We start from the raw sequence: 25,296 nt of genomic DNA on the forward strand, positions 1-25,296 counted from the left end.
GCAGCGGCTCAGAGGCAGGAGTGCAGGGCCTCGACCAGGTCGTCGACCCGGTCGTGGCCGGCCAGTCGGGCGGTCGTGTACGCGAAGGTGTAGCCGCGCGCCGGGTCGGCCCAGGCGCTGCTGCCGCCGATCCCGCCCATGCCCCAGCTGCCGTCCGGCTCCCAGCCCATGCCCAACGTCCAGTACGCGTGCCGGTCCAGCACCAGGTCCGGGCCGTCGTACTGGACCCGGGTCGCCTCGGCGACCAGGTCCGGGCCGAACAGGCGTACCCCGTCCAGGGTGCCGCCGGCGAGCAGGCCGGCGTAGAGGCGGGCCAGCGCGGGCGCGGTGGCGTGCAGGTTCACCGCCGGCACCTCCGCCGCCCGCCATCGGGGCCCGTTCAGCACCGCCACGTCCCGGCCGCCCGCCGGATTGTCCAGCGCGCGGGCCCGCAACGACCCCGGCTCGCCGCGCGTCACGTCCGGCCACCCCGGATCGGCGTACGACAGGTCGGCGCAGCGGCGCTGGTCGGCCGGGCCCAGCCCGAAGGCGAGGTCGAGCCGCCACGGGCCGGCGATCTCCTCGGCCAGGAACCGCCCCACCGACCGCCCGTCCACCCGGCGGACCAGCTCGCCGACCAGGTGCCCGTACGTCCAGGCGTGCTCGCCCGCGACGGACCCCGGCGGCCACTCGGGTTCGGCGGCGGCCAGGTCGGCGCAGAGCAGCGCCCAGTCGGCGACCGCCTCGGCGGGCCGGGGCACCGGGAACGCCGGCAGCCCGGCGGTGTGGTCGAGCACCTGCCGCACGGTGGCCGGGGTGCGGAACTCCGGCCAGTACGCCGACACGGGCGCGTCCAGGTCGACCCGTCCCCGGTCGACCAGCAGCAGCAGGCAGAGCGCCACCACCGGCTTGCCCACCGAGTAGACGTTCACCAGGGTGTCCGGCCGCCACGGCCGGTCCGCGCCGACCGCCGGGACCACCGCGTCGGGCGGGACGGCCGCCCGGGTCCCGCCGACCAGCTCCACCACCGGCGTCCCGTCGTACCGGACGGTCAGCGCCGCGCCGGTCTCCCGGCCGGTGGCGAAGAGGTCGTGGAAGCAGTCCCGGACCGGGGCGAAGCGTGCCTGCATCCGGCCACCCTAGAGCCCCGAGAGGTTACGGCCGGGAGAATTCCGGGGTGGAGCGGTCGCGGGGCCGGTGCCGGTGCGGAATGCTGGCGGGATGGCGGATCCGGAACTGGTGGACGTGGTCGTCGTCGGGCTCGGCGTGGGCGGCGAGGAGGTGGCCGGGCGGCTCGCCGAGGCCGGCCTCACCGTGGTCGGCATCGAGCGGGACCTGACCGGTGGCGAGTGCCCCTACTGGGGCTGCATCCCCAGCAAGATGATGATCCGGGCGGCGAACAGCCTGGCCGAGGCGCGCCGGGTCAACGAGCTGGCCGGCTCCGCCGAGGTACGCCCCGACTGGGCGCCGGTGGCCCGGCGGATCCGCGAGGAGGCCACCGACACCTGGGACGACACGGTGGCGGTGGACCGGTTCACCGGCAAGGGTGGCCGGTTCGTGCGGGGCAGCGGCCGGCTCGACGGCCCCGGCCGGGTACGCGTCGGCGACCAGGTGTTCCAGGCCCGCTACGGGATCGTGCTGGGCACCGGCACCCGCCCGTCGGTGCCGCCGATCGACGGGCTCGCCGACACCCCGTACTGGACCAACCACCAGGCGATCGAGGCGGAGCAGCTGCCGGAGTCGCTGCTGGTGCTCGGTGGCGGCGCGATCGGGCTGGAGCTGGCGCAGGTCTTCGCCCGGTTCGGCGTACGGGTCACCGTGGTGGAGGCCGCCGACCGGGTGCTCGCCGTCGAGGAGCCCGAGGCCTCCGAGGTCGCGGCGCAGGCGTTGCGCGCCGACGGGGTGACCATCGAGACCGGGGTGAAGGCCGAACGGGTCGACCACGACGGCGGCACCTTCACCCTGCACGCGGGCGACCGGACGTTCCGCGCCGACCAGTTGCTGGTGGTGACCGGCCGCCGGGCGCACCTGGAGGAGCTGGGCCTGGACACCGTCCAGGTGGACGCGCAGCAGCGCTACCTGCCGGTCGACGAGCGGATGCACGTCACCGACGGGATCTGGGCCGTCGGCGACCTGACCGGCGAGGGGGCGTTCACCCACATCGCCATGTACCAGGCGGCGATCGTCGTCGCCGACCTGCTCGACCACATGCGCCGGACCAGGGGCGGACCGGACGCCAGCGGCACCGCCAGCGTGGTCGGCGGCGCGGCCGGGGTGGTCAGCGCGGTCGGCGGGGCGATGAGCGCCGGCGGCTCCACCGTCGCGCCGGGCAGCGTGCCGGTCGCCGACTACCGGGCGCTGCCCCGGGTCACCTTCACCGACCCCGAGGTGGGCGCGGTCGGCCTCACCGAGCAGCAGGCCCGCGACCGGGGCATCAACGTCCAGGTCGGCTACACGGACCTCACCACGTCGTCGCGCGGCTGGATCCACAAGACCGGCAACGCCGGCTTCGTCAAGCTGGTCGCCGACGCCGACCAGGGCGTGCTGGTCGGGGCCACCTCGGTCGGGCCGGCCGGCGGCGAGGTGCTCTCCGGGCTGGTCGTGGCCGTGCACGCGGCCGTGCCGATCAGCCAGCTCCGGCACATGATCTACGCGTACCCGACCTTCCACCGGGCGATCGAGGACGCGCTGCGCAACCTGAAGTGACCGGCGCTCCGGCCCGGACAACCTTTTCCCCGGTCGCCGCGTGGTAGGGGCGTGACCGACCGAGAAACGCGACTGTCGACCTCCGACGCGGCCTACGTGGCCTTCGTCGAGGAAGCCTGGCGCCGACACCTCCGGCTGGCGATGCTGCTGGCCGGGGACCGGTGGCGGGCCGAGGAGCTGCTCCAGGACAGCCTGGTCCGGATCTACGAGCGCTGGCGCAGGCTGGCCCGCAGCGACGACCTGCACGCGTACCTGCGCCGGGCCCTGGTGAACAACCAGACCTCGTTCTGGCGGCGCCGCCGCCGGGAGAGTCTCGTCGCCGAGGTGCCCGACCGGGCCGGCCCCGACGGCACCCCGGACCACGACGCGCTGGTGCTGCGTCGCGCCCTGCTGGCGCTGCCGCCGAGACAGCGCGCGGTGGTGGTGCTGCGCCACTACGAGGACCTGCCGGAGCGGGAGGTGGCCCGGGTGCTGGGCTGCAGCCTCGGCACGGTCAAGAGCCAGCACGCCCGGGCCCTGAGCAAACTCCGCCATCTCCTCCAGCAACCCTCCTACCCGGGAATCAGGTGATCTCGCATGACCAACCTGGATGAGCGCCTCACCGACCGCCTGCACGCCCTCGTCGACGGCGAGCCGGACTCCGCCGCACCGACCGACCTGCTGCTGGACCGGGGCCGCCGGGCCCGCCGCCGCCGGACCGGCACCCTCGCCGGTGGCACGCTCGCGCTGCTCACGCTCGGCGCGGTCGGCGCCGGCACGCTGGTGCCCGGCCCGGCCCCGGACCGCCCGGGGGCCACCGCCGGAGCCGCCACCCCGGCGACCGTCGCCGGATCGTCCGCACCGGCCGCCGACGCCCCCCGGATGGAGCTGGCCGCGGCCGTCGCCGCCACCGAGAGCACCAGCTACCGGATCACGGTGCGGCGGGTCTTCCCGGACGGGCCGCAGCTCACGACGGGAGCCTTCGACCCCGCCGCCCGTAACGGCTACCTGCACACCTCGTACGGGAGGGCGGGCTTCCGGGAGGAACGGCTGATCGACGGGATGTACTTCGTGGGTGAGGCCGGCGTGGACCGGAAGGTGCACTGGGAGCAGCAGGGCAAGCGGACGTTCCTGCCGTTCGACGTGGCGATGGGCGGCGCGCTGAGCGCCTCCGCCGAGCAGGACGGGCTGCTGCGGGTGCTGACCAGGAGCGGCGGGACGGTCACCCGGACCGGGAACCGGACGTACCACTTCAGCGTCGAGCCCAGCGGGAAGGACACCGGCTTCGACGCCGCCCTGGAGAGCGAGACCGTGGTGGGTGACGTGACGCTCGACGCCCAGCACCGGATCGCCGCGCTGGACTACGAGCTGACCCTGGTCTGGAACAAGAACGGCAAGGTCAGCCCGCCGTCCCGGCTGCGGGTGACCACGACATTCTCCGACTACGGCACTCCGGTGCGGGTGCAGCGGCCCACGGAGGCGACGGTGGTCAGGTAGGCGGAACCGAGGAACCCGGCACGACGTCGTCCTCCGGGACGGCGCCGTGCCGGCCCGCGCCCGCGGCGAACCGGGCGGCGCCCGGCCCGCCGTCGACCACCAGGGACTCCACGCCGAAGGCCAGCTCGGTGGCCATCGCCTCCGGCTCGGGAAGGCCGGCGCCGGTCAGCAGCGCCGCCCGGTCGTTGCGCAGGCAGGTCTGCGGGTGCCGGGCGATCCCGGCCGCCAGCTCCTCGGCCGCCGCCCGGGCCTCACCCGGCGCGACCAGCCGGTTCACCAGACCCATCGCGTACGCCTCGGCGGCCGGGACCGGCCGGCCGGTGAGGATCAGGTCCAGCGCCCGGCTCTCCCCGATCAGCCGGGGCAGCCGTACCGTCCCGCCGTCGATCAGCGGTACGCCCCACCGCCGGCAGAACACGCCCAGGGTGGCGTCCGACTCGGCGACCCGCAGGTCGCACCAGAGCGCCAGTTCCAGGCCGCCGGCCACCGCGTACCCGGAGATCGCGGCGATCACCGGTTTGGACAGTCGCATCCGGGTCGGTCCCATCGGGCCGTCCCCCTCCGGCTCGACCCGGTTGCCGCGCGGCGTACCGATGGCCTTCAGGTCGGCGCCCGAGCAGAACGTGCCGCCCGCGCCCCAGAGCACCGCGACCGCCGCCGTCGGGTCCGCCTCGAAGGCGCGGAACGCGTCCGCGAGGGCCCGCGCGGTCGGGCCGTCGACGGCGTTGCGGGCCTCGGGCCGGTCCAGGATCACCGTGGTCACCGGTCCGGCGTGCGCGACGCGTACCCCCATCGGGCCAGTATGCCCAAGCGCGCGGGAGCGCCGGGGACCGAGCGGGCGCCCGCCGTCCGACGGCGGGCGCCCGTCCCCGGTCAGGGGAGATCGGCCGGCGTGCCGGCGGCGACGTGCAGGACCGCGTCGGCTCCGTCCAGGGTGGCCCGGTCGAGCGGGAAGTAGCCCTGCTCCCCGGTGGGGTCGGTACGGGTGCCGGCCGGCGCGACCTCGGCGGCCGGCAGCAGCTCCCAGCCGGTGACCCGGTCCTGGAGGGCGTGCTCGTAGCTGCCCGGCTCGGGCTGCCGGAGCCCGATCGACTCGCTGCGCCCCAGGCTTCCGACGATCAGCGTGTACGGCTCGGCCGACACCGCCGAGACGATGGCGCCGGCCCCGTACCAGCGCAGGTCCATCCCGGCCATCGCCATCTGGCTGCGGTTGCGCTGGAGGTGGACGTTGTTGGCGAAGACCAGGGTGCCGCCCCGGTGCCGCTCGGCGTCGCGGATGTCGAGCAGGTTCTGCGCCATCAGCGCGGCCCGGGTGGCCAGCAGGCCGGAGATCCGGGTGCTCTCGTCGACCCGCCGGGCCGCCTGCTTGTGGTAGCGCAGCAGACCGAGGCCGGCGGTGAGCCGGGTCCTGGTCTCGCGCCACTTGGCCGCTGAGGTGGCGGCGACCAGCTCCGGCGCGCGGGCGTGCAGTTCGACCAGCAGGTCGTCGCCGAGGCAGCGGAGCCGCTCCGCCTCGGGGCCGGCCCCGATCGACTCGGTCGGGTCGAGGATCGCCTCCTGTCGGCTCCACCGCTCGTCGTCGCCGGCCGGGCCGGCCACGTCCAGGTCGAGGCCGAGGTAGTCACGGGCGTGTTCGAGGTAGCGCCGTGGGCTGGGCGCGCTCATGTTCTCCATCTCGGCGTCGAAGCCGTGGAAGCTCAACCGCTCGGCCGGTGGGCGGCGCTCGTTCTGCTCGCGCAGCCAGGCGACCAGCTCGCGGTTGGCGGGCAACTCGCCGAAGAAGGTGGAGAAGCCCTCGGCCATCACCGCGTCGAGGGAGCCGACCCCGTCCCGGACGTAGGCGGTCACGGCCAGCGCGGTCACCCGGTCGATCTCCAGGACGATCGACCGGAACCCCTGGTCGACCAACTGCGCGAAGAGTTCGTTGCGGAGCTGCGGGAACGCCGGTTCCCGGTGGGTCGGTTCGCCGAGCGCCACCAGCCCGCCCGGGCCGGACACCAGATCACGGATGTCATGCGTCATGAGCCTCAATCGTATCCTTGAAAGCTCGGTTGAGACTTGAGCCGGGCCTGACGCCTAACGGCAGGCTAGAGTCTCAAATCGATGCGCAGACTGCGGCCGGCCGACCTGGCCCGCGAGCACGGCCTCTCGACCCAGGCGGTCCGCAACTACGAGCGGGACGGTCACCTCCCGCCCGCCGAGCGCACCGCGAGCGGCTACCGGATCTACACCGAGCGGCACGCGGCGGCGCTGCGGGCGTACCTCTCCGTGGTGGCCGCCCACGGCCACCCGACCGCCGGGCAGATCATGCGGGCGTTGCACGACGGCGAGCCGGACCGCGCGCTGACCGCGATCGACCGGAGCCACCAGCGGTTGCTGCGCGACCGGGCGACCCTCGACGCGGTACGCGCCGCCGTCGGCCACCTGACCGCCGCCGAGCCCGCCGACATCGCGCCGGACGACCCGGTTCCGCGCAGCATCGGCGAGCTGGCGCACCGGCTCGACCTCACCCCGGCCACCCTGCGCAACTGGGAGGACGCCGGCATCCTCGCCCCCGCCCGGGACCCGCGCACCGGCCACCGCGTCTTCCGTGCGGCCGACCTCCGCGATGCGCAGCTCGCCCACCTGCTCCGCCGTGGCGGCTACCCGTTGTCGGCGATCGCCACCGTGGTCCAGCAGATCCGCACGGCCGGCGGCACCGACGCGCTGACCCGGGCCCTGGACGACTGGCAGCGCAGGCTGACCGGGCAGGGCCTGGCGATGCTCACCGCCGCCGCCCGGCTCGACGACTACCTGAGCCGTCACGCCGAGGGCCCGTCGCCAGGGATGGCCTAGCATCGGCGGCGGCAACGATCATGCGAGGTGCCCCGCTCCGGCGGGGAGAATCGGGAAGCCGGTGTGAATCCGGCACGGGCCCGCCGCGGTGACCGGGGAGCCACCGTCCACGCGCGTCCCGCGCAGCCACTGGCCGTACGGCCGGGAAGGCGGACGGCCAGGCGTCGATCCGGGAGTCCGAAGACCGGCCTCGCGTCAGTTCGCCCGCCCCTGCGGCGGGCCGAGTGCAGCGGGAGCCTGCCTGTGGACCTGTACGACGCCATCCACCGCCGTCGGGACGTACGCGCCGAGTTCACCGGGGAGCCGGTGCCGGAGGCCGTACTGGACCGGATCCTCACCGCCGCGCACGCCGCGCCGAGCGTCGGCAACTCGCAGCCCTGGGACTTCGTGCTGGTCCGTGACCCGCAGACCCGGCGGCGTTTCCACGCGCACGTCCGGGCCGAGCGGGACACCTTCGCCGCCACGCTGACCGGGGACGCGGCCGACCGGTTCACCCGGATCAAGATCGACGGGGTGCTGGAGTCGACGCTCTCCGTCGTGGTCACGTACGACCCGGACCGGGGTGGGCCGGCGGTGCTGGGCCGGCACGCCATCGCCGACGCGGGTCTCTACTCGGTCTGCCTGGCGATCCAGAACCTGTGGCTGGCCGCCACCGCAGAGGGACTCGGCGTCGGCTGGGTCTCCTTCTACCGGGAGCCGTTCCTGGCCGACCTGCTCGGCCTGCCCGCCCGGGTACGTCCGGTCGGCTGGCTCTGCCTCGGCCCGGTGACCCACCTCCAGGCCGTACCCGACCTGGTCCGGCACGGCTGGCGTACGCCCCGCCCGCTGGCCGCCGCCGTGCACGCCGAGCGCTGGCCGGGCTGACCACCGTCACCGGTCCGTGGCCCGCCACCCGGCGGCGGGCCACGGACGGGTGAATCGTCGCCCCCGCCCGGTTTGGGGCCTCTCCTGCCGGGAAGTCGGATCGGGTGCGCGAATTCTTGACGAGACTCGAACAGGCCACGGCGCTGGACCGGGTGGGCGACCGGTTGCAGCGCGCCGTCCAGGGCACCCTGCGTTCCCAGCGGGTCCGGGACGTGCTGCACGGCGTCTTCCTCGGCCACCCGCTGCACCCGGCCATGGTGCAGGTGCCGGTCGGCGCGTGGATCTCCGCCGCCGTCGTGGACCTGCTGCCGGGCCAGCGCCGGGCCGCCACCGCCCTGGTCGGCGTCGGCACGGTCAGCGCGCTACCGGCGGCGGTGGCGGGGTTCAACGACTGGGCGGCGCTCTCCCGCGACCAGCGCCGGGTGGGCCTGGTGCACGCCGCCGCGAACACCGTCGGGCTGGCCCTCTACGCGAGTTCGCTGGCCGCCCGGCTGAACGGCCGGCACGGTGCCGGCCGCGCGCTGGCGTATCTGGGGCTGTCGGCGGCGAGCGCCGGGGCGTACCTGGGTGGACACCTCGCCTACAAGCAGGGGGCGCAGGTCAACCAGAGCATCTCCGACCTGCACCTGATCAGCGACGGCTGGCACGGCGTGGGGGAGCTGGCCGAGCTGCCGCAACGGAAGCTGGTCACCCGCGAGATCGACGACGTCTCGGTGATCCTCTACCGGCACGGTGACGACGTCACCGTCATGCTGGAGCGCTGCCCCCACCAGAGCGGGCCGCTCGGCGAGGGCGAGGTACAGGAGATCGACGGGCACGCCTGCGTGGTCTGCCCCTGGCACGGCAGTGCCTTCCGCCTCAACGGTGGCGAGGTGGTGCACGGTCCGGCCGCCAACGACCAGGCCATCCTGCCCACCCGCGTCGTCGACGGCCGCGTCGAGGCCCGCCTTCCGTAGCGTTCGGCCACCCCGCCGGCCGCCAGGTGGGTGTCGCGGAGACCCTGGCCGGAACCGGCCAGGGTCTCTCGCGCGTCGGCGGCGGTCAGTCCCTGCGGTGGCGACCGCTGAGCAGCGGGCGCGGAGCGGGGCGCCGGCGCATGCCGAGCACCGCACCGATCTGGGCGCCGACGATGCTCGCCACCGCCAGCACCGCCGAGATGGCCAGCGGCCGGTTGATCCCCTCGTCGGCCGTGGGCCGGGACGCACCCGCCGCCATCGCCGGCGGCCGGTCGGCCGGCTGCTCCACCGTGGACCCTTGTCCGCCCGAGGGCTGGCCGGCCGTGGTCGGGTCCGGCCGGGCCGGCGCGGGCCGGCCCGGGCGGGAGCCGCCGTCCGCCGCCGCACCCGAACCACCACCCGGTGCCACCGTGGCGCCCGTTCCCGCAGCGCCCGGGCGGGCCGTCGAGCCGGCACCCGGTCGCGCGGTCGAGCCCGCGCCTGGGCCGCCCGGCTGTGCGGTCGAGCCCGCACCGCCCGGCTGTGCGGTCGAGCCCGCACCGCCCGGCTGTGCGGCCGGGCCCCCGCCGGGCTGCGGCGTGCCGGCGGGCGGGCGTGGGGCCGGGTGCACCACCAGCCGGCCGGTGGCGTGCCGGCGCGCCCCCTCGTCGACCGCGCCCTCGGGCAGCTTCAACAGCTGGCCGGGGCGGATCCGGTCCGGGTCGGCGAGCCGGTTCAACCGGGCCACCTCCCGGTAGCGTTCGAAGTCGTCGAGATAGCGGTCGGCCACCTCGCCCAGATAGTCGCCCTTCGCCACCCGGTACACCGCCGGCTCGGTGGTCAACGAGACGTTGCGCACCGCCGGCACGGACCGCGGGGCCACCACCGCCGGCGCGGCGACCGCCGGCTGCGGGGCGGCCAGGGTGGCGGCGCTCGCCGCGGCCGGGCTGGCGGCCAGGATCAGGGCCACCGAGCCGACCAGGGCGGCCGCCGCCCGCTGCTGCCGGCCCATTCCGGGCAGTCGGGGCACCGGCCGGCGCAGCACCGCCGCCAGCAGCTCCACCACCACGGAGAAGGCGAACGTCGCCCAGCCGAACCAGCCCACCACGGCCAGCGCCCGCAGGAAGAGCTGCCCGTCGTCGCGGGTGGTCAACGCGGTACCCACCTCGGTGAGGGTGGGCAGATGGTCGGGGAGCGGGTTGCCGGCCAGCGCGAGGAGCGCGACCGGCCCACCGGCCAGCACCGCGCAGAGCACGACGAGGGCGCCGAGCCCGGTGAGGACCTGACCGGTCCGGCGTACGGCGGAACGGGGCGGTGCGGCCATGGCTGCCTTCCCTTCTTCCGTTAAGGGGCGCCGGTGAGCGCCCGCGCGGTCGCCTCACCGGTGACGGTGACGGTGTCGCTGATGCCGAAGAGCCCGAGCAGGTCCCGGCGGTAGGTGATGCGGACGCGTACCGTGATCTGCTTCTCCCCGCCGACCACCGGGAAGCTCACGGTGTGGCTCTGCACCCCGCCGGCCGCGCGCAGGTAGTCGGCGACGGCGACCTGGGCCGCCGCCTCGTCGATCTCCTTCGGACCGCCCTCGATGGCCCGGGCCCGGTCGATCATCTGGCCGCCGCTGCGGGCCGCCTCGGCGGCCAGGTTGTCGGCCCGCTGCAACGAGCGCAGCTGGCCGGCGGTGTCGTAGGCGAGTCCGATGATCACCAGCACGCCGGTCAGCGCGGCGGCGAGGAAGAGGCTCACCCGCCCGCTTTCCCGGTGGGGCCGGCCGGTCATCGCCGACTCCGGTAGGTGTCCAGCGGCGAGGTGAAGGTCGCCGACACGGTGTGCGAGGCGGGCACCCCGGGCAGCCCCGGGGCCCGCAGGTCGGCGAAGGAGACCCGGCAGGTCACCCGGACCGTCACCGTCGACGGCACCCCCGGCGCGCTCCGGTACGCGTTCGCGAACCCGGTGTCCGAACCGGCCACCGAGCCGCTGAACGCCAACGTCGGCGGGGTGGCGCAACTCAGCCCCGCCCAGTCGAGCCGGCGACGGGCGGCCGTGGTGGCGGCGGCCCGCCCGGTCGACGCGTCGCGGGCGATCGAGGCGGCCCGGGCGGCGTCGTGCGCGGCGGACTCCACCGCCTCGTCGGCGACCGCCGTCCGCCCCGCCACCCCGGCCAGCACCATCAGCGCGATGAAGGCCGGCGCCAGCACCGCCACCTCGATCGACACCGAGCCCCGCTCCCGCATCGGCCTCACCCCGTGGTCCAGCGCTCGACGGTGCCGTGCGCGGTCTGTCGCACCGGGAAGCTGACCCCCGGCACCACCGACAGGGACCGGCCGGTGACCGTGCAGGTCACCTCGGTCCCGGCGGCGTTCCTGGCGCAGCTCGGCCCGCGCTGGTCCCAGCCGACCAGCCAGTCACCGGCGTTGCGCAGGAAACGCCGGGCGCGCGCCTCGCCCGCGCCGGCCGGCGCGTCCAGGACCCGGGCCGCGTTGACCCCGCTCTGCGCCGCGTTGAGCGCCGTGGAGCGGGCCACGAACAGGGCCGCGAGCTGAATCGAGCCGAAGAGCAGCACCAGGATCACCGGCATCAGCACGGCCAGCTCCACCGGGTTGGCGCCCCGTTCCGTACCGCCCTGGGCGAGCCGGTGCCGGACGGCCGCGACCGTCCGGGACCCGTCGCGGGCAGCCCGGTACGGCCGGACGGCGGGTGCCGCCCGGCCGCTGCCGGTCCACGGTGCGCGTCGCATGCCGGTGGTCAGGGCGCCGTCGGAACGGCGTTCATCCAGTTGTTCGCCCGGGCCAGGACCAGGGTGGTGACCGCGAGGGCCGCCGCCACCAGGCCGAAGATGATCACGGCGGTGGGAACGGGGCTGTCGCCGCGTTCGCCGTCGTGGCGTGCCTCGGCCAGGCGCGCGACCAGCGCGGCGTGCAGGTAGGCGAAGAGCTGCATGACGGTGCTCCTTCTCGGGGTGGGGTTCACAGACGGGCGAGGAACGGGTAGACGGCGAAGCCGAGCAGGACGAAGACCAGCAGCGAGCCGGGGATGTCCAGCCGGCTGGTCACCCCCTCGGCCCGGGCCAGGTTGTCGGTACGGATCTGGTCCCGCAGTGAGTCGGCGCGGCTGCGCAGCGTCTCGTGCACCTGCGCGCCCTCGCTTCCGGAGGAGCGCATGATCGCGCCCACGTCGCCCAGCTCGGGGATGCCGATCCGCTCGGCCAGCTCCTGCAACTCGTCCCAGGGCGAGTGCATCTGGAGCTGGGCGATCCGCAGCGCCTCGCGGATCCGGTCGAAGACCCAGCCGTCGCAGACCTCGGCGGCGCGCTCCAGCGACTGCACCGGGCCGTGCGCGGCGGAGAGCTGCAACGCCACCAGGTCCAGGTAGGTGCAGACCGCCTGGCGGAACTCCTCGCGGGCCGCGTCCGCCTTCACCAGCACGTCCCGGTGGGCGACCAGGCCGGCGAGGAACGCCAGGCACAGGCTGCCGAGCAGCGGTACGGCCAGCGGCAACCGGAACCCGCCGAGGAAGAGCAGCGCGCACAGCACGGGTGGCGTGACGAACCCGAGCAGCGCGGAGAGCAGCACCGACAGCGCGTACTGCTCGGGGCTGCGGTCGAGCAGGGCGAGCTGCCGGTGCGGCGGGCGCAGCCACCGGGCGAGGCCGGCCAGCCAGTCCGGCCCGGCACCGGCGCCGGTCGCCTGGCCGGGCGGCTGGTGCAGCCGGCGCAGCGCCGGGCCGAGCGCGGGGGTGGCCGGCAGCGCCTCACGGACCACCAGGAACAGGCCGAGGCCGACCGCTGCCCCGCCCAGCACGGCCACCGCGAACTGCCAGTTGAAGAGGACCGGGTTCACGCGATCACCTGCTCCGGGTCGGGGGCGGGCAGGAAACGCGCCGGCCGGGGCGGCTGGCTCATCGAGCGCACCCAGACCAGCAGGCCGACGAACGCGGCTCCCAGCACGGCCATCACCAGCTGCCCGAACGGTGTCCCGTACGGCCGGATGTACTCCCGGTTGACCAGCCCGTACGCCAGCGCGGCCAGGGTCATCCCGGTGAGGAAGCGGACCGCGAACCGGGGCTGCGTACGCTTCGCCTCGATCTCGCGCCGGGTCGCCACCTCGGCCGAGGCGGCGGAGGCGATCGAGCCGAGCACGTCACCGAGCCGTTCGCCCCGGTCGGTGAGGTGCAGGATCAGTGCCGCCACCACCTGGTCGCAGACCGGGTCGCCGATCTCGTCGGCGAACGCGAGCAGGGCGGACTTGGCCAGCCAGCCGGCCTGCAACCGGGCGGCCAGGGTGCGTACCTCCTCCTGGATCTCCTCCGGCGCGGTCGCGATGGTGCCGACGATGGCCTGCTGGAGTCCCTGGCCGGTGCCGCAGATGTCCTTGAGCCGGCGGGTCCACTCGCCGACCGCCTCGATCCGGGCGATGGCCCGCTGCTCGGCCCGGCCGACCGCGAAGAGCCACGGCACGCCGGGCACCGCCAGCGCGACCAGCACACCGACCACCGGCAGCCCGGTGAGGAGGAAGGCCAGCGCGCCGGCCACCACGGCCCCACCCAGCAGCAGCCGGTAGCGGTGCTGCTCACGCCGGCCGGCCCCCGAACCGGTCCAGAGCCGGCGCAGGCCCGGCCGGGCTCCCGGGGCGGGGCCGGCGGGGCGGCTGGTGCCGACCAGCGCCACCACCACCAGCACCAGGCCGCCCACCGCGACCGCGCCGGAGACCAGGGCGATGAGTTCGACGATCGCCACGGGTCACCGCCGCCCGAGTCGGGTGTGCCGGGGTCGACGCCAGGCACCGGTGCCGGCCTCGATGAACCGGGTCAGCAGCCGGGCGTCGTAGCCGACCCGCATGAGCTGGTCGCGGATCCGCTCCGGCAGGTGCCGGGGCACCGCCCGGCCGTCCGGCCCCGGACCGAAGACCGAGGTGGTGGTGATCCGGTTCCCCTCGCCGACCCCGATGACCTCCTCGACGTGCGAGACGAAGCGGTGCTTGCGACCGCCGATCGCGGTCTCGTCCTCGACCGTGACGTAGACGATCAGGTCGAGCGCGTTGCCCGCCATCCGCCGGGCCTGGTCGACCGTCATCTCCCGGCCGTGGGAGAGCGCCAGCTCGATGATCCGCTCGCTCACCCCCGCCGGGGTACGGGCGTGGATCGTGCACATCGAACCGCGGCTGGTGGTCATCGCCTGGAGCATCGGCACGATCTCCCGGGACCGGACCTCGCCGACGATGATCCGCAGTACGCCCATCCGCAGCGAGACCGGGATCAGGTCGGCGATGCTCACCTCGCCGGCCGGCCGCCCGTCCATCCCGCGCTCGCCGTGGCCCTCCCGCGCCTCGAAGCTCATCACCGCCCGGTGCTTGTGCCCCCGGCGGGTCGGCAGCAGCTCGCGGCTCTCCTCCAGCAGCACGTACGGCTCGTCGGGCGGGATCTCGTCCATCAGCGCCCGGATCACGGTGGTCTTCCCCGCCCCGGCCAGCCCGGCGACCATGATGTTCAGGCCGGCCCGCATCGACGCGCGGAGGAAGTCGCGCAGCAGCGGGTCGATCATCTCGTCCAGGTCGGGACGGCCACCGGCGATGTCCTCCAGGCTCACCGCCAGCGTGTTGTGTTTGCGGATCACCGCGTACGGGCGGTGGCTGACCAGGAAGACGGCGGCGAGCCGGCTGCCGTCGGGCAGTTGCAGGTCGAGGGTGGGCTTCGAGGTGGACAGCGACCGCTCGGTGGCCCCGGCGCGGCGGGCCGCCGCCTGGAGGATCTCCACCAGCTCGTCGTCGCTGTCGGCGATCGGCTCGGCCCAGTCCACGCCGCCGCCGTGCCGGGTGATGCGCACCTGGTCGCAGCCGAGGATGTGCACCTCCTCGATGGTGTCGTCGACCAGCAGCGTCTGGAGCCGGCCCAGCCCCACCAGCTCGGCGGTCACCTGGTCGAGCAGCAGGCGTTCCTCGTCGGCCGGCATCGGCGTGCCGGCCCGGCGCACCGAGTCCGCGTACGCGGAGACCACCGCGACGGCCAGCCGGGCCCGCTCGACCTCCTCGGCGTCCGCGTCGAACTCCCGGCCGCGCTGCCAGTGGGTGAGCCGTTCGCTCAGCTCCCGGCGCAGCTCGCGGACCACCGCGAAGTCGACCCGGGGCCGGGGCGGTGGGGGTGCCGGCGGCGCGGCCGGCAGCGGCGGCGGGGCGGTCAGGTGGTGCCGCCCGTTCGGCGGTGCCAGCGGCGGCACCGTGGAGGTCGCGCCGGGCTGCTGCCCGCGCGGGTCGTGGGAGACCGGCTCAAACCGCACCGGACACCCCCGGCGCGGTCGGGGCGGCGACCGCCCGGGGCGGCGCGCTCCCCGGCCAGGTCAGCCGGGCCCGCTGCCGGTCCAGCAGCGCCCGGACCGGCACCTCCAGCGCGCCGGCCGCGCGCATCAGCGGCCGTCCGGCGCGGATCGTGCCGCCCAGGGCGAGCACCTCGGCGGTACGCGGGTCCTGCGGCAGCCGGGCGATCACCGGCAGCCGTAGCGCCTTGCTGATCTCGCTGTTGCCGTGCCCGTCGCCGACCACCAGCAGGCGCAGCGTGCCGGGCGGCACCCGGTGTTCGGCGAAGTCCCGCTCGATCGCCCGGACGGTGGCCCGGGTCGCCGACAGGTCGGGCAGTTGGGCGCGGGTGACCAGGAGCACCACCGCGGCGGCCCGGAGCAGCGGCCACGGTGGACCACCCACCTGCAACCGGCCGCAGTCGACCAGCACGTCGTACGGCGGCACGCCTCGTTCCAGGCCGGTGAAGAAGTCGGCGAACCGTTGCCAGAGCGGGCTGAGGCTGCCGGCCTGGGCCGGGTCGACCACGCCCGGCAGCAGCAGCCGCTCCCGCTTCGGCGCGTCCAGGTCGACCAGCTGGGACCAGAAGGCGGTCTCCAGGTTGCCGTCGCGCAGCTCGCCGACGGCCAGCTCCCCGATGCCCCGGGGGCCGTCGAGCGCCCCGCCGAGGTAGCCGGCGAGGATCGAGCCGCCGGCCGGGTCGCACTCCGCCAGCACCAGCCGGCGGTGCCAGCTCAGCGCGGCGGCCAGCGCGGCGGTGGTGACCCCCGGCGAGCCCTTCGCCGAGACCAGGGCGATGATCGCCATCAGGCCGCCTCGGTGAGGACGAGCGCGATCCGGTCGTCGGCGGCGAGCGCCACCACGGCGGGCACGTCGCGGACCGCCAGCGCCACGTAGACCACCACGTCGTCGTGCTCCGGGGCGACGCTGTCGATCACGGTGCCCTCGAACCGGGTGCCACCGCCACCGGCGGCGCTGCCGTTGGCCTGCCGGTCCGGGGTGCTGACCAGCAGCACCTTGTCGCCCGGGTGCAGTTTGCGGGCGGGCACCTGGGCGGGCTTCAGGCCGAGCGCCAGCTGCTGCTGCCCGGGACCGAGCAGCGGGGCGTCGGTGAGCTGGCCCTTGGTCAGCAGCGTGCCCGGGGTCAGCCGGACGGCGGCGCGCAGGCCCAGCACCTCCTTGAGCCGGCTGGCCGGCACCGGCTGCAGCTCCCGGCCGCCGGACACCCGCACGGTCACCAGGTCGTCGGTGGTGAGCTGCGCGCCCACGTCGACCGGTCGGGCCACTGCGAGGTAGCTGCCCGTCGAGCGGACCGAGGTGACCGCGAAGGCCGAGCCGAGGCCGCCGAGGGCGATCAGCAGCACCGCGAGGCCGAGCAGGCCGGGGCGGATCCGGCGCTGCCGGACCACCCGGGGCGGCGCGACCGGCGCGTCCATCGGAGTTCCGTTCCGGGTCGCCACGCTCATCCGGTCACCACCTGAAGTTCGTTGATCTTTACGTCCACGATGCCGCTGAGCCGGCTCTGTGCGATGTCGCCCTCCTGGCCGCCGCTGCTGGCCTGCCAGTGCACGGTCCAGAACGTGGTAGCCCTGACCTTGTACGTGGCGGCCCGGGCGTAGCCGCCGGGGTAGCCGCAGTCGGGGGAGGGCTCGCCGGCCCGGGCACCCTTGGCGTCGTACGGGGTGCCGGCACCGGTGCAGGTGACCGTGTTGCCGTCGCCCATGGTCCAGACGATCCGGTCCACCTTCGCGGTGATCGACACGGTCAGCCCCCGGTCCGAGGCGGACGCGGTCAGCGGCCCGAAGTAGTCCTCGCCGGGACTCGCCCACAGCCAGATCGGCAGCCCGACCAGCCCGGGTCCCTTGCTCTTGCGGGGCGCGACCGCGATCCGGGGCGGCAGCAGCGAGATCTTGGCGAGCGCCCGCCGGGCCAGCTCCTCCGGGTCGGGCGGCGCGCCGTAGCCGGGCGGCGCGGCGTCGAGCAGCACGACCGACTGCGCGCCCAGGTCACCGCCGTTGCAGGTACGCACGTACCACTGCTTGCCGTCGGGCGCGTCCGGCTGCGGCTCGGCGAGCTTGTAGTAGCAGCCGTCGCCGTTGTTGAACCAGCCGAGCAGGTCGTCGTAGCAGGGGATCGCCCGGCCGTTCCACTGGCACTTGGCGGCCGCGCCGTCCCCGGACCCGCCGCCGCCGGTGTTCCCGCCGCCGCCCGGCCCGCCCGGGGTGCCCGGCTCGTCGTCCCAGACGTTGCAGTCGTTCTGCCCCGGCGGACAGTCGGCCCCGGGGCCCTCGGCCCGGGCGGGTGCGCCGACCAGGGCGAGCAGCAGCGCCAGGCCGGCGGCGAGCAGCCGCCGGCGGGACGCCCCGGCCCGGGTCGGGTGGACCGGGGCGCCCCTTCCTCCCCAGGTCAGCACGGCTGGTCCTGGTGTGCCGTGCCGGCGCTGATCAGCCAACGGCCGTCGGGGTAGCGGGTGGCGGTGGCGGTCGCCAGGTAGCGCCCGCCCCGGGTGCCCGGCACGGTCCGCTGGTCCTTGGCGTAGACCAGGCGGTAGCCGGTGGCGTCCAGGCAGTCCTGGATCTCCACGGTGGGCGGGTCGGCGGTCAGGTCGACCGACACGACGGTCGGGTTCGAGACCAGCTTTCCGGTACGCATCGCGCCGTGCTCCTTCGCGTCACGAATTGCCACCCGGACCCGGGTCAGCAGCGGATCCGCCAGGAATCGGGCCAGTGCGGGATGAGTGGGATCGCTGCGCAGGCTCGCCGTCCGGGACGCCGCCAGATATCCGGAATACGCGGTGAGGGCGGCTTTTCCGGCCGCCTGTTCCTCGGCCGCCGAGTGGGTGGCCGCCGCGCCGCGAGGCGCGACCAGCGGACCGCCCGACGCCTGCGGCTCGGTGCCGCAGCCGGCGCTCGCGCCCGCCAGGGCGAGGCTGATCAGGCAGATTGTCCATCGGCGGGAATGCCGTGTTCGCAACGCCGGGCCCTCCTCGGTGGGGTCCCGGAGCCGCCCGCGGGGGCGTGCTCCGGGCAGGCGGAAGCGCACCCGGAAGTCTCCTTCCGGGCCCCGTCTGGCTGCCGCTGCATTTACCTGTACGGATCTCTAACTGATTCGATCGCGGTCGTCCGGTTGGCCTCCGACGCCAATTGAGCGGGGGTTGCGTCGTACCCAAGGGGCGAGCATAGGCTGACGACCGCCGATGCAACAGAGGCAATTCAACCGAACACGCACAGTGATGACAGGTGGTGGTGGCCGGTGGGCGTCCGGAGGGTGGCCAGTTCGCGGCACCGGGCCCGGCAGGTGGCAGGAGTGTCCACGACCTGTCTCGGAGTGCGGCCCGCCGGGGCGGCTCAGGTCGCTGGCGGAATGGGGGACCTCGATGCCTCTGGTCCGATCTGTCCCCCGGTTGCGGTCGCCTGCGCCGGGGGTGTCCCGGTCGGCCGGCCGGAAGTCGCCCCGCCTGGTCGGGCGGCCACTTCGCGGGTCGTCCGGCAGGGGGCGACCGTCCCGAATTCACTCTCCGTGTTCCAGAGTGGAACGATGAGCGACCGGCCGGACGGGTCGGCATGACCGCCGAACGGGTCCGCACCCGTCCCCCGCGCGCCGGCGCCGGCCGCCCGGCGGTACGACTGCTGGCCACCCTGGCGCTGGTCCCGCCGCTCCGGCTGGCCGTCGCCCGGTACGCCGTACGTCCAGGGGTGCCGGACCGGGTCGGCTGCGACCGCTGCGGCGCGCCGATCGGCCTGGACCGCCCCCTGCCGGCGCTCGGGCCGGCGGCCCGCTGCCCCGGCTGCCGGGCCCGGATCGGCGCGGCCCCCGGCGTGGTGGAAGCGCTCCTGCTCGTCGCCGTGGCGGTGCTGGTGGGCAGCGACGGCCCGCCCGTCGTGCGGGTGGCGATCGCCTGGTGGCTGGCCTGCGCCGTGCCGCTGCTGCTGGTGGACGCGGCGGTGCACCGGCTGCCCGACCGGCTCACCTGGCCGGCGGCGGGCGGCACCTGGGCGCTGCTCGGGGTCGCGGCGCTGGCCGGATCGGGCGCGACGCCCTGGTACCGGGCCACCGCGGCCGGGCTGCTCCTCGGCGCGGGCTTCGCGGCGACCACGCTGCTCCTCGGCCGGCGCGGCTTCGGGCTCGGCGACGCCAAGCTGGCCCTCGGCGCGGGCGCGCTGCTCGGCTGGTACGGCTGGCCGGCGCTGGTCGGCGGCCTGGTGCTCGCCCTCACCCTCTCCGCGCTGACCGGCCTGGCCCTGCTGGCCGCCCGCCGGATCCGCTGGTCCGGTCACCTCCCCTTCGGCCCGTTCCTGGCCCTCGCCACCGCCCTGACCCTCACCCTCACCCCCTGACCCGCCCACCCCCCCACCCCCGGTCCCGGCCTCCGCGCCGGTCCCTGACCGCGCCGGTCCCTGACCGCGCCGATCTTGCACTTACTGCCCTTCAGCCACCCGATAAGCCCGGTTCGCCCGGGCACAAACTGCAAGATCGCGGCGCAGCGCCGAGCAGCGCGGCGCAGCGCCGAGCAGCGCGGCGCAGCGCCGAGCAGCGCGGCGCAGCGCCGTGCCGCGCCGAGCAGCGCCGGGGTGGGGTGGGTCAGCGGCGGGTGGGGGTGGGGACGGGGGTGGGGGTGGGGAAGAGGCGGGGGAAGAGGTGCGGGAGGGCGGTGGTGAGGGGGCGGGCGACCAGGGGGGTGAGCAGGGTGCCGATCAGGGCGCCGAGCAGCAGGCCGGCGGCCACGTCATGCGGGTAGTGCACCCCGATGAAGGTGCGCGAGACCGCGGCGAGCACGGCCAGCGGCACGGCCACCAGGCCGATCCGGCGGTGCAGCAGCAGCGTGGTGGCGGCCAGCGCGCCCGCGATGGCGGCGTGGTTGCTGGGGAAGGACCAGTCGCCGGCGGGTGGGCAGTGCCCGGCGACGATCACCAGGTCGGCGGGGGTACGGCACGGCCGGTCCTCGGCCACCAGGCTCTTCAGCGCCTCGCTCGCCCCGTACGCGAACAGGACCGCGACCGGCGCGGCCAGGGCGAGCGCCCGACCAGGGGTGTCGCCGTGGCGGAGCCGGGACAGCGCGGCGACCACCAGGAGCACGCCGAGCAGCACGATCGCACCCTCGGTGAAGTGGGTGGCGAACCAGTGCACCGGCTGCGGTGTGCCGTCGGCGAAGTCGACGACGTCCCGGTACCAGTCGACGCTGAAGTCAGGCACATCGGTTATGACGGAATTACCCACCACCCGTTCATACTCCGCCGGTCCGCCGATCGACAGCGGAACCACACCGGAACCGGTGAAGTCTCAGCGACCTCACAGCCGCCCGGGACGGCGTCCTACGGCCCCGGCCGGCGCTGCGCCGGCTGTGCCGTCAACCCGGACATCCGCTCGACGACCTCCTCCAGCGCCTCGAAGGCGTACGCCCAGTTGTGGCACTTGAAGCTGCGCAGCCCGGTGATCGGCGTGCGGCAGTCGGCGCAGTGCACGCCGGGGATGGCGTCCGGGACCTCGGTGTTGACGTATCGCCGCTCGCCGAGGATCACCCGGGCGATCATGGTTCGGTCGTGCACCCCGTGCAGGGCGGAGGCGACGATGTCGTACCAGTTGACCCGGCGGCCGCACTTCGGGCAGTCCGGCTCGTCGCCGCTGACCCAGAGTGGCGCGCCGATGCTGCGCGCCGGCATGTCCAGCAGCTTCTCCAGCCGGCGCACGTCCGACTCCGGGGTGGTCCAGCGGTGCCGCCCCGGCAGCGAGGCCGGCGAGTCGTAGACGGCGCGGAACAGCGCCGGGTCGACCTCCACGGTCTCCCGTGCACCGGTCATCGTGACCTCCTCGGGCGTCGGTGTTCCTCCAGGGTGGGCGGCGTCGGCCCCCGGGGCAAGGACACGGCGGGTCAGCGGTGTGTTGCCGAGAGTGCTACACATCAGGCGTGACCGGAGAACCGACCACCGCCCTGACCGAGGCCGAGTCGCGGCCGAACGTCGCCCGGATGTACGACTACTTCCTGGGCGGCTGCCACAACTTCGCCGCCGACCGGGCGGCCGCCGAACAGATCCTCGGGCTGATGCCGGACACCGGCGTGGCCGCCCAGACCAACCGCGCCTTCCTGCGCCGGGCGGTGCGGTACGCGGCCGAGCGGGGCGTACGCCAGTTCCTGGACATCGGGGCGGGGCTGCCCACCCAGGGCAACGTGCACGAGGTGGTCCGCCCGATCGCCCCCGACGCCCGGGTGGTCTACGTCGACAACGACGAGGTGGCCGTCGCGTACGCCCGGCGGCTGCTGCCGACCGACGGCCGCACCGTGGTGGCGCACGGCGACCTGCGCCGCCCCGACGAGCTGCTGGCCGACCCGGTGGTGCGGGCCAACCTCGACCTCACCCGCCCGGTCGCCGTGCTGCTGATCGCGGTGCTGCACTTCGTGCCGGACGGCGACGACCCGTTCGCGGCGGTCGCCCGGCTGCGCGACGCCACCGTGCCCGGCAGCATGCTGGCCCTGTCGCACCTGACCATGGACGGCGCGCCGGCCCTCCCCGCCCAGCAGGGCAAGCAGCTCTACCAGCGCACCAGCGCACCGATCGTGCCCCGCCCGCACGCCGCCACCACCCGCTTCTTCGACGGGTACGACCTGGTCGAGCCCGGCCTGACCTGGCTCGCCGACTGGCGACCCGACGGCGAACCACAGTCCGGCGTCTCGCACGGCTACGGCGGCGTCGGCATCCGCCGCTGACGCCCCGGCCTCACCACGCGCCGCCGCTGACGCCCCGCCCCACCACGCGCCGTCGCTGACGACCGGGCCCGCCACGCGTCGGTGCCGGCCGGTCAGCTCACCGCGCCCCGGCGCACCGCCTCGGCGGCCAGTCGGGAGCGGCGCCGGTCGTCGTTGGTGACCAGGTCGAACTTGTCGTACAGCCGGGCCAGGTGCTTCTTCACCGCGCTCTCGCTGACCACCAGCGCACCGGCCAGGGCGCGGACCGTGGGCGGCTCCGGAAAGGCCCCGGCGCCGGCCAGGTACGGGCGGCACAGCGCGCCCAGCAGCTCCCGTTCCCGCCGGGTCAGCGCCGGTGGCGCGGGCGGCGGGTCGACGCCCACCGTCCGGGCCCCGGTGAGCCGGGCGGGAGCGTGGAACACCAGCCGGGCCGGGCCGATCTCCACCCGGTCGCCCTCGCGCAGGGTGCGTGCCTCGCGCAGCGGCACCCCGTTGACCATGGTGCCGTTGGTGCTGCCCAGGTCCCGCAGCACCCAGCCGGGCGGGAAGCGTTCGACCAGCGCGTGCAGGCGGGAGACCAGCGGGGAGTCGATCGGCACCTCGTTGCCGGGGGCCCGGCCGATGGTGAACGTGCCGACGCCGAGCGGCACCCGGCGTACCGGGCCCAGGCCGTGCACCTCGAAGTGCCCGCCGGTCACCGGTCGCACCACGGGCCGGTGGTCGCGGTGGTCCCCGCGCCCGGCCGGGTCGGGCTGATCGTGGCCGAGGCGGTGACGCACCGTCCCGCCGACCGGTACGGCTCGGTCCACAGCTCGTACGGCTGCCCGACCGCCCGCTGCCGGCTGCCCGGGCCGGTGGCCCGGACCGCCAGGTCGACCGTCCAGGTGCCGCCGCCCACGGCGATGTTGTCCCGGTACTGCTTCCACACCCAGACGTACGCCATCGCCGCCCGGCACCCCGGCGACCAGTACTGCTTGACCGAGATGGCCTTCAGGCCACCGGCGTAGCCGTAGGCGGACGCGCCGACCTGGTAGGCGTCGGCGTAGCAGCGGCCCGGTGGCGCGTCGTCCTGGGCGGCCCGCCGGGGAGCCGCCGTCCCGCTGACCGTGGTGCGCAACGTCCGGCCCGCCACGGTCAGCTCCAGCTCGCCCCGGACCGGCCCGGCGACCGTCGGCAGCACCACGAACCCCAGCTCGCAGCGGGCGCCCGGGGCGAGCCGGTGGGCGACGCACCCGTCCGCCACGATCCGCAGCGCGGCGCGGGACGGCCCGCCGACCGTCAGCCCCTGCACCGGCACCGGATGGTCGGTGCGGTTGCGGACCGACACCACCCGCTCGGCGGACTCCGCGTACAGCCTCAACTCGCCCAGCTCCAGCCGGTCGGGCAGGCTGACCGGCGTGGGCGTCGGCGGTGGCTGCGCGTACCCGGTGGCGAGGACCGCCGCCACGGCGACGACCAGCCCCACCGACCGGCGCAGCACGGGTCGGCGGGACGGCCGGGCGACGGTCGCGGAGAGCGCCCGCGCCGCGCGCCACCGCGCGGAGAGCGACATCGGCCCGGTGCTGGCCGGCACCCGGCCGGCGGCCGGCTCACCCGGCACGAACGGCGTCACCGGCAGCCCGGCCGCCGCCTGCGCGGCGCGCAGCTCCGCGGCGAACTCCGCCGCCGAGCCCGGCCGCCGCGCCGGATCCTTGGCCAGCGCGCGCTCCAGCGCCCCACACACCTGCTCGGGTACGCCGAGCGGGCGCAGGTCGGGCACCGGGTCGACGGTGATCCGGCGCAGCAGCGACGCGGGCGACTCGCCGTCGGCCGGCGGGAAGGGGGGCGCGCCCCGGATCCAGTGCAGCACGGTCGAGGCCAGCGCGTAGACGTCGGCAGGTGCCGAGGCGGGCGCACCGCGCAGCACCTCCGGGGCGGCGTGCAGCACGCTGGCGGTGACGGTGGACCGGTTGCCCGGGCGGTCGGCGTACGGGCGGGCCTGACCGAAATCGGCCAGCTTCGGCTCGCCGTACCCGGAGATCAGGATGTTCTCCGGCTTCACGTCGCGGTGCAGCAGGCCGGCCCGGTGCGCGGTCTCCAACGCCCCGGCGACCGCGATCCCACCGGCCACCGCGTCCCGCCAGTCACCCGCCGTGCCGGCGCGCAGCCGGTCACCGAGCGAGCCCCCCTCCTCGTACGCCATGAGCAGGTACGGGTTGCCGGCGTCGGTGCGGCCCGCCTGGTGCAGGGTGACGATGTGCGGGTGGTCGGAGAGCCGGCCCAGGGTCCGCAGCTCCCGCTCGAAGCGGGCCCGCGACGGCCCCGCCCAGTCGGCGGAGAGCACCTTCACCGCCACCCACCGGGAGTACGCGGCCTGCCGGGCCCGGTAGACCACGCCGAATCCGCCCCGCCCGACCTCGACCGCGTCGGTGCAGCCGGGTACGCCCAGCGCGACCCCGGGGTCGGGCCGCGACGGGTGCCGCTCCGAACGTTCACTCTGGACCATCGACGCTGAATGCTACCGACGGGTGGCGACGCGTTCGGCCCGCCGCCGAGGGTCCGCGGCCCGGGACGGGGCGGGACCGTCGAAATCGGACACCCCGTCCCGGTGCGGGTGGATCAGCCCTGCGTCACCAGACCACCGTCCACGACGTACTCGCCGCCGTCGTGGGCGATGAACTCGGCGCTGCCGAGCAGCACCGTCGGGCTGGTCTGGTAGACCGTGACCAGGTCCGAGTCGGTGGCGTCGTCCCCGACGTCCGCCACGGTCCGGCCGTACTGGCCGGTGACCTCGATCCGCACGTCGTACAGCAGTTCGGTGCGGGCCGTGACGGACCAGGTGCCGTCGGCGGCGACGGTCGCGTAGCCGCCACCGACCGCCTGACCCTGCCGAGCGTTGAGGATGACCTGAAGCACGGTGTCGGGGCCGGCGGCCGGCTCGTCCGCGTCGCGCTGCCCGTCCCGGTCCAGGTCCTGCCAGACGGTGCCGCGCACCACGCAGGTGCCGGAGATCGCCACGGTCACCGAGCCGGTGTTGTTCCCGGTGTTGGACTCGCGCCGGTCCGGCGCGATGGTGGCGGTGATCGGCACCGTGGTGCCCGGCGTCGCGCCGGCCACCACGAACGGCACGGTCAGCCGGGTCCGCTGGCCGGCCAGCAGCTGCGGGTAGGCGCACGAGTAACTGGTCGCGCCGGTCACCGTGCAGTTCCAGCCGGAACCGGCGTACGGGGTGTCGGTCCGCAGGCCGGCGGGGATCGAGACGGTCACGGTTACCGGGCCCGAGTCTCCGTTGCCCCAGTTCCGGACATCGATCTGGGCGGCGAAGGTCTCACCCTCCGCCGGGTTGAGCACGTCGGTCGTCATCGAGTCGACGAGCAGGTCGGGCTGGGTGCGTCCGGCCGCCACCGCGTCGGCCGGGAGAGCCACCGTGCCACCGACCAGGGCGAGCGCGGCCAGCGTGCGGGAGACGAAGTTGGGTCGCATGGCATCCTCACGTCGCGCTTCCCGGCCCCGCCGGTCGACGGGGCCGGGCCGGAGATAGATCAACTAACTCCTC

Annotated in this window: 28 protein-coding genes and 1 riboswitch; of the genes, 8 read left to right on the forward strand and 20 right to left on the reverse strand. The window is 75.4% G+C overall.

What is annotated here, in order from left to right; all coding sequences use genetic code 11:
- Window positions 1-8: 8 nt before the first annotated feature.
- A complete protein-coding gene (locus tag GA0070611_RS23600) occupies window positions 9-1,109 on the reverse strand; it encodes a serine hydrolase domain-containing protein (RefSeq protein ID WP_091668243.1) in 1,101 nt (366 codons plus the stop codon).
- 91 nt (window positions 1,110-1,200) lie between these two features.
- Between GA0070611_RS23600 and GA0070611_RS23605 the strand changes: the two genes are divergently transcribed.
- The 3 genes from GA0070611_RS23605 to GA0070611_RS23615 are packed head-to-tail and all read left to right on the forward strand — an operon-like array spanning window position 1,201 to window position 4,161.
- Window positions 1,201-2,685: a dihydrolipoyl dehydrogenase family protein gene (locus GA0070611_RS23605; protein ID WP_091668245.1), complete on the forward strand. Its 1,485-nt coding sequence runs from the start codon at window positions 1,201-1,203 to the stop codon at window positions 2,683-2,685.
- A 51-nt stretch (window positions 2,686-2,736) separates the two neighbouring features.
- Window positions 2,737-3,255, forward strand: coding sequence for a SigE family RNA polymerase sigma factor (locus GA0070611_RS23610; RefSeq protein ID WP_231921199.1), 519 nt, complete (start codon window positions 2,737-2,739; stop codon window positions 3,253-3,255).
- Window positions 3,256-3,261: 6 nt separating this feature from the next.
- Complete coding sequence (locus GA0070611_RS23615) at window positions 3,262-4,161, forward strand: hypothetical protein (protein ID WP_091668250.1); 900 nt, start codon at window positions 3,262-3,264, stop codon at window positions 4,159-4,161.
- Here GA0070611_RS23615 and GA0070611_RS23620 read toward each other — a convergent pair.
- Both GA0070611_RS23620 and GA0070611_RS23625 read right to left on the reverse strand, forming a co-directional pair.
- Complete coding sequence (locus tag GA0070611_RS23620) at window positions 4,154-4,954, reverse strand: crotonase/enoyl-CoA hydratase family protein (protein WP_091668254.1); 801 nt, start codon at window positions 4,952-4,954, stop codon at window positions 4,154-4,156. The genes GA0070611_RS23615 and GA0070611_RS23620 overlap by 8 nt on opposite strands.
- Window positions 4,955-5,034: 80 nt before the next feature.
- Window positions 5,035-6,183, reverse strand: a complete 1,149-nt coding sequence (locus tag GA0070611_RS23625; RefSeq protein ID WP_091668259.1) for an erythromycin esterase family protein — start codon at window positions 6,181-6,183, stop codon at window positions 5,035-5,037.
- An 81-nt stretch (window positions 6,184-6,264) separates the two neighbouring features.
- Between GA0070611_RS23625 and GA0070611_RS23630 the strand changes: the two genes are divergently transcribed.
- From GA0070611_RS23630 to GA0070611_RS23640, 3 genes are all read left to right on the forward strand, one after another.
- Entirely contained in the window at window positions 6,265-6,996 is a 732-nt protein-coding gene (locus tag GA0070611_RS23630) for a TioE family transcriptional regulator (protein WP_091668263.1), read from the forward strand.
- Between the two features lie 8 nt (window positions 6,997-7,004).
- Window positions 7,005-7,203: riboswitch (cobalamin riboswitch) on the forward strand.
- Between the two features lie 36 nt (window positions 7,204-7,239).
- On the forward strand, window positions 7,240-7,860 hold the full coding sequence (bluB, locus tag GA0070611_RS23635; protein WP_091668266.1) for a 5,6-dimethylbenzimidazole synthase: 621 nt from the start codon (window positions 7,240-7,242) through the stop codon (window positions 7,858-7,860).
- Window positions 7,861-7,964: 104 nt separating this feature from the next.
- Window positions 7,965-8,816: a Rieske 2Fe-2S domain-containing protein gene (locus GA0070611_RS23640; RefSeq protein WP_091668270.1), complete on the forward strand. Its 852-nt coding sequence runs from the start codon at window positions 7,965-7,967 to the stop codon at window positions 8,814-8,816.
- An 85-nt stretch (window positions 8,817-8,901) separates the two neighbouring features.
- Here the strand turns inward: GA0070611_RS23640 and GA0070611_RS23645 are convergent, their stop codons facing one another.
- From GA0070611_RS23645 to GA0070611_RS23700, 12 genes are read right to left on the reverse strand one after another with little or no spacing between them, the layout of a single operon-like run.
- Window positions 8,902-10,119: a LysM peptidoglycan-binding domain-containing protein gene (locus tag GA0070611_RS23645; RefSeq protein ID WP_091668274.1), complete on the reverse strand. Its 1,218-nt coding sequence runs from the start codon at window positions 10,117-10,119 to the stop codon at window positions 8,902-8,904.
- A 20-nt stretch (window positions 10,120-10,139) separates the two neighbouring features.
- Window positions 10,140-10,571 (reverse strand): pilus assembly protein TadG-related protein, encoded by a 432-nt coding sequence (locus GA0070611_RS23650; protein WP_091668278.1) that lies wholly within the window; start codon window positions 10,569-10,571, stop codon window positions 10,140-10,142.
- The gene (locus GA0070611_RS23655) at window positions 10,568-11,026 is read right to left on the reverse strand and encodes a TadE/TadG family type IV pilus assembly protein (protein ID WP_091668283.1); all 459 of its coding nucleotides are present in this window, start codon (window positions 11,024-11,026) and stop codon (window positions 10,568-10,570) included. The genes GA0070611_RS23650 and GA0070611_RS23655 overlap by 4 nt, the downstream gene beginning before the upstream one ends.
- A 5-nt stretch (window positions 11,027-11,031) precedes the next feature.
- Window positions 11,032-11,529 carry a TadE/TadG family type IV pilus assembly protein gene (locus GA0070611_RS23660; RefSeq protein WP_091668288.1) on the reverse strand — a complete coding sequence of 166 codons (498 nt, stop codon included), beginning with the start codon at window positions 11,527-11,529 and terminating at the stop codon, window positions 11,032-11,034.
- An 8-nt stretch (window positions 11,530-11,537) separates the two neighbouring features.
- Window positions 11,538-11,732 (reverse strand): hypothetical protein, encoded by a 195-nt coding sequence (locus GA0070611_RS23665; RefSeq protein WP_091668293.1) that lies wholly within the window; start codon window positions 11,730-11,732, stop codon window positions 11,538-11,540.
- Window positions 11,733-11,758: 26 nt separating this feature from the next.
- Window positions 11,759-12,631 (reverse strand): type II secretion system F family protein, encoded by an 873-nt coding sequence (locus tag GA0070611_RS23670; RefSeq protein ID WP_091668297.1) that lies wholly within the window; start codon window positions 12,629-12,631, stop codon window positions 11,759-11,761.
- Complete coding sequence (locus GA0070611_RS23675) at window positions 12,628-13,527, reverse strand: type II secretion system F family protein (RefSeq protein ID WP_091668301.1); 900 nt, start codon at window positions 13,525-13,527, stop codon at window positions 12,628-12,630. The genes GA0070611_RS23670 and GA0070611_RS23675 overlap by 4 nt, the downstream gene beginning before the upstream one ends.
- A gap of 3 nt (window positions 13,528-13,530) precedes the next feature.
- The gene (locus tag GA0070611_RS23680) at window positions 13,531-15,063 is read right to left on the reverse strand and encodes a CpaF family protein (RefSeq protein ID WP_091668305.1); all 1,533 of its coding nucleotides are present in this window, start codon (window positions 15,061-15,063) and stop codon (window positions 13,531-13,533) included.
- Window positions 15,053-15,886 (reverse strand): P-loop NTPase family protein, encoded by an 834-nt coding sequence (locus GA0070611_RS23685; RefSeq protein WP_091668308.1) that lies wholly within the window; start codon window positions 15,884-15,886, stop codon window positions 15,053-15,055. The genes GA0070611_RS23680 and GA0070611_RS23685 overlap by 11 nt, the downstream gene beginning before the upstream one ends.
- The gene (locus GA0070611_RS23690; RefSeq protein ID WP_091668311.1) at window positions 15,886-16,545 is read right to left on the reverse strand and encodes an SAF domain-containing protein; all 660 of its coding nucleotides are present in this window, start codon (window positions 16,543-16,545) and stop codon (window positions 15,886-15,888) included. The genes GA0070611_RS23685 and GA0070611_RS23690 overlap by 1 nt, the downstream gene beginning before the upstream one ends.
- Entirely contained in the window at window positions 16,542-17,492 is a 951-nt protein-coding gene (locus tag GA0070611_RS23695) for a hypothetical protein (RefSeq protein WP_091668314.1), read from the reverse strand. The genes GA0070611_RS23690 and GA0070611_RS23695 overlap by 4 nt, the downstream gene beginning before the upstream one ends.
- Window positions 17,486-18,052 carry a hypothetical protein gene (locus GA0070611_RS23700; protein WP_091673347.1) on the reverse strand — a complete coding sequence of 189 codons (567 nt, stop codon included), beginning with the start codon at window positions 18,050-18,052 and terminating at the stop codon, window positions 17,486-17,488. Before GA0070611_RS23700 ends, GA0070611_RS23695 begins: the two co-directional genes overlap by 7 nt.
- Window positions 18,053-18,642: 590 nt before the next feature.
- Here GA0070611_RS23700 and GA0070611_RS23705 point away from each other — a divergent pair.
- The gene (locus GA0070611_RS23705) at window positions 18,643-19,416 is read left to right on the forward strand and encodes a prepilin peptidase (RefSeq protein WP_091668317.1); all 774 of its coding nucleotides are present in this window, start codon (window positions 18,643-18,645) and stop codon (window positions 19,414-19,416) included.
- Between the two features lie 244 nt (window positions 19,417-19,660).
- Here GA0070611_RS23705 and GA0070611_RS23710 read toward each other — a convergent pair whose 3' ends face one another.
- Both GA0070611_RS23710 and GA0070611_RS23715 read right to left on the reverse strand, forming a co-directional pair.
- Window positions 19,661-20,272, reverse strand: coding sequence for a phosphatase PAP2 family protein (locus GA0070611_RS23710; protein ID WP_231921200.1), 612 nt, complete (start codon window positions 20,270-20,272; stop codon window positions 19,661-19,663).
- A gap of 119 nt (window positions 20,273-20,391) precedes the next feature.
- Window positions 20,392-20,877 carry a hypothetical protein gene (locus tag GA0070611_RS23715; protein WP_091668322.1) on the reverse strand — a complete coding sequence of 162 codons (486 nt, stop codon included), beginning with the start codon at window positions 20,875-20,877 and terminating at the stop codon, window positions 20,392-20,394.
- Window positions 20,878-21,044: 167 nt separating this feature from the next.
- Between GA0070611_RS23715 and GA0070611_RS23720 the strand changes: the two genes are divergently transcribed.
- Entirely contained in the window at window positions 21,045-21,782 is a 738-nt protein-coding gene (locus tag GA0070611_RS23720) for an SAM-dependent methyltransferase (RefSeq protein ID WP_231921556.1), read from the forward strand.
- A 92-nt stretch (window positions 21,783-21,874) separates the two neighbouring features.
- Here the strand turns inward: GA0070611_RS23720 and GA0070611_RS32015 are convergent, their stop codons facing one another.
- The 3 genes from GA0070611_RS32015 to GA0070611_RS23735 all read right to left on the reverse strand — a co-directional run bounded on the left by GA0070611_RS32015 (window position 21,875) and on the right by GA0070611_RS23735 (window position 25,223).
- Complete coding sequence (locus GA0070611_RS32015; RefSeq protein WP_231921201.1) at window positions 21,875-22,459, reverse strand: FHA domain-containing protein; 585 nt, start codon at window positions 22,457-22,459, stop codon at window positions 21,875-21,877.
- A complete protein-coding gene (locus tag GA0070611_RS32020) occupies window positions 22,456-24,246 on the reverse strand; it encodes a serine/threonine-protein kinase (RefSeq protein WP_091668325.1) in 1,791 nt (596 codons plus the stop codon). Before GA0070611_RS32020 ends, GA0070611_RS32015 begins: the two co-directional genes overlap by 4 nt.
- A 113-nt stretch (window positions 24,247-24,359) precedes the next feature.
- Window positions 24,360-25,223 (reverse strand): SdrD B-like domain-containing protein, encoded by an 864-nt coding sequence (locus tag GA0070611_RS23735; RefSeq protein ID WP_091668329.1) that lies wholly within the window; start codon window positions 25,221-25,223, stop codon window positions 24,360-24,362.
- Window positions 25,224-25,296: the final 73 nt, after the last annotated feature.

The organism is Micromonospora auratinigra, assembly GCF_900089595.1.
In the GTDB taxonomy this organism is placed as follows: Bacteria; Actinomycetota; Actinomycetes; order Mycobacteriales; family Micromonosporaceae; genus Micromonospora; species Micromonospora auratinigra.

What these genes read in the sequence shown, in the direction of transcription:
- GA0070611_RS23600 (WP_091668243.1), bottom strand. Translation starts at nt 1,109, where the DNA reads ATGCAGGCACGCTTCGCCCCGGTCCGGGACTGCTTCCACGACCTCTTC.
- GA0070611_RS23605 (WP_091668245.1), top strand. Translation starts at nt 1,201, where the DNA reads ATGGCGGATCCGGAACTGGTGGACGTGGTCGTCGTCGGGCTCGGCGTG.
- GA0070611_RS23615 (WP_091668250.1), top strand. Translation starts at nt 3,262, where the DNA reads ATGACCAACCTGGATGAGCGCCTCACCGACCGCCTGCACGCCCTCGTC.
- GA0070611_RS23620 (WP_091668254.1), bottom strand. Translation starts at nt 4,954, where the DNA reads ATGGGGGTACGCGTCGCGCACGCCGGACCGGTGACCACGGTGATCCTG.
- GA0070611_RS23625 (WP_091668259.1), bottom strand. Translation starts at nt 6,183, where the DNA reads ATGACGCATGACATCCGTGATCTGGTGTCCGGCCCGGGCGGGCTGGTG.
- GA0070611_RS23630 (WP_091668263.1), top strand. Translation starts at nt 6,265, where the DNA reads ATGCGCAGACTGCGGCCGGCCGACCTGGCCCGCGAGCACGGCCTCTCG.
- GA0070611_RS23645 (WP_091668274.1), bottom strand. Translation starts at nt 10,119, where the DNA reads ATGGCCGCACCGCCCCGTTCCGCCGTACGCCGGACCGGTCAGGTCCTC.
- GA0070611_RS23650 (WP_091668278.1), bottom strand. Translation starts at nt 10,571, where the DNA reads ATGACCGGCCGGCCCCACCGGGAAAGCGGGCGGGTGAGCCTCTTCCTC.
- GA0070611_RS23655 (WP_091668283.1), bottom strand. Translation starts at nt 11,026, where the DNA reads ATGCGGGAGCGGGGCTCGGTGTCGATCGAGGTGGCGGTGCTGGCGCCG.
- GA0070611_RS23660 (WP_091668288.1), bottom strand. Translation starts at nt 11,529, where the DNA reads ATGCGACGCGCACCGTGGACCGGCAGCGGCCGGGCGGCACCCGCCGTC.
- GA0070611_RS23665 (WP_091668293.1), bottom strand. Translation starts at nt 11,732, where the DNA reads ATGCAGCTCTTCGCCTACCTGCACGCCGCGCTGGTCGCGCGCCTGGCC.
- GA0070611_RS23685 (WP_091668308.1), bottom strand. Translation starts at nt 15,886, where the DNA reads ATGGCGATCATCGCCCTGGTCTCGGCGAAGGGCTCGCCGGGGGTCACC.
- GA0070611_RS23690 (WP_091668311.1), bottom strand. Translation starts at nt 16,545, where the DNA reads ATGAGCGTGGCGACCCGGAACGGAACTCCGATGGACGCGCCGGTCGCG.
- GA0070611_RS23705 (WP_091668317.1), top strand. Translation starts at nt 18,643, where the DNA reads ATGACCGCCGAACGGGTCCGCACCCGTCCCCCGCGCGCCGGCGCCGGC.
- GA0070611_RS23715 (WP_091668322.1), bottom strand. Translation starts at nt 20,877, where the DNA reads ATGACCGGTGCACGGGAGACCGTGGAGGTCGACCCGGCGCTGTTCCGC.
- GA0070611_RS23720 (WP_231921556.1), top strand. Translation starts at nt 21,045, where the DNA reads ATGTACGACTACTTCCTGGGCGGCTGCCACAACTTCGCCGCCGACCGG.
- GA0070611_RS32020 (WP_091668325.1), bottom strand. Translation starts at nt 24,246, where the DNA reads ATGGTCCAGAGTGAACGTTCGGAGCGGCACCCGTCGCGGCCCGACCCC.
- GA0070611_RS23735 (WP_091668329.1), bottom strand. Translation starts at nt 25,223, where the DNA reads ATGCGACCCAACTTCGTCTCCCGCACGCTGGCCGCGCTCGCCCTGGTC.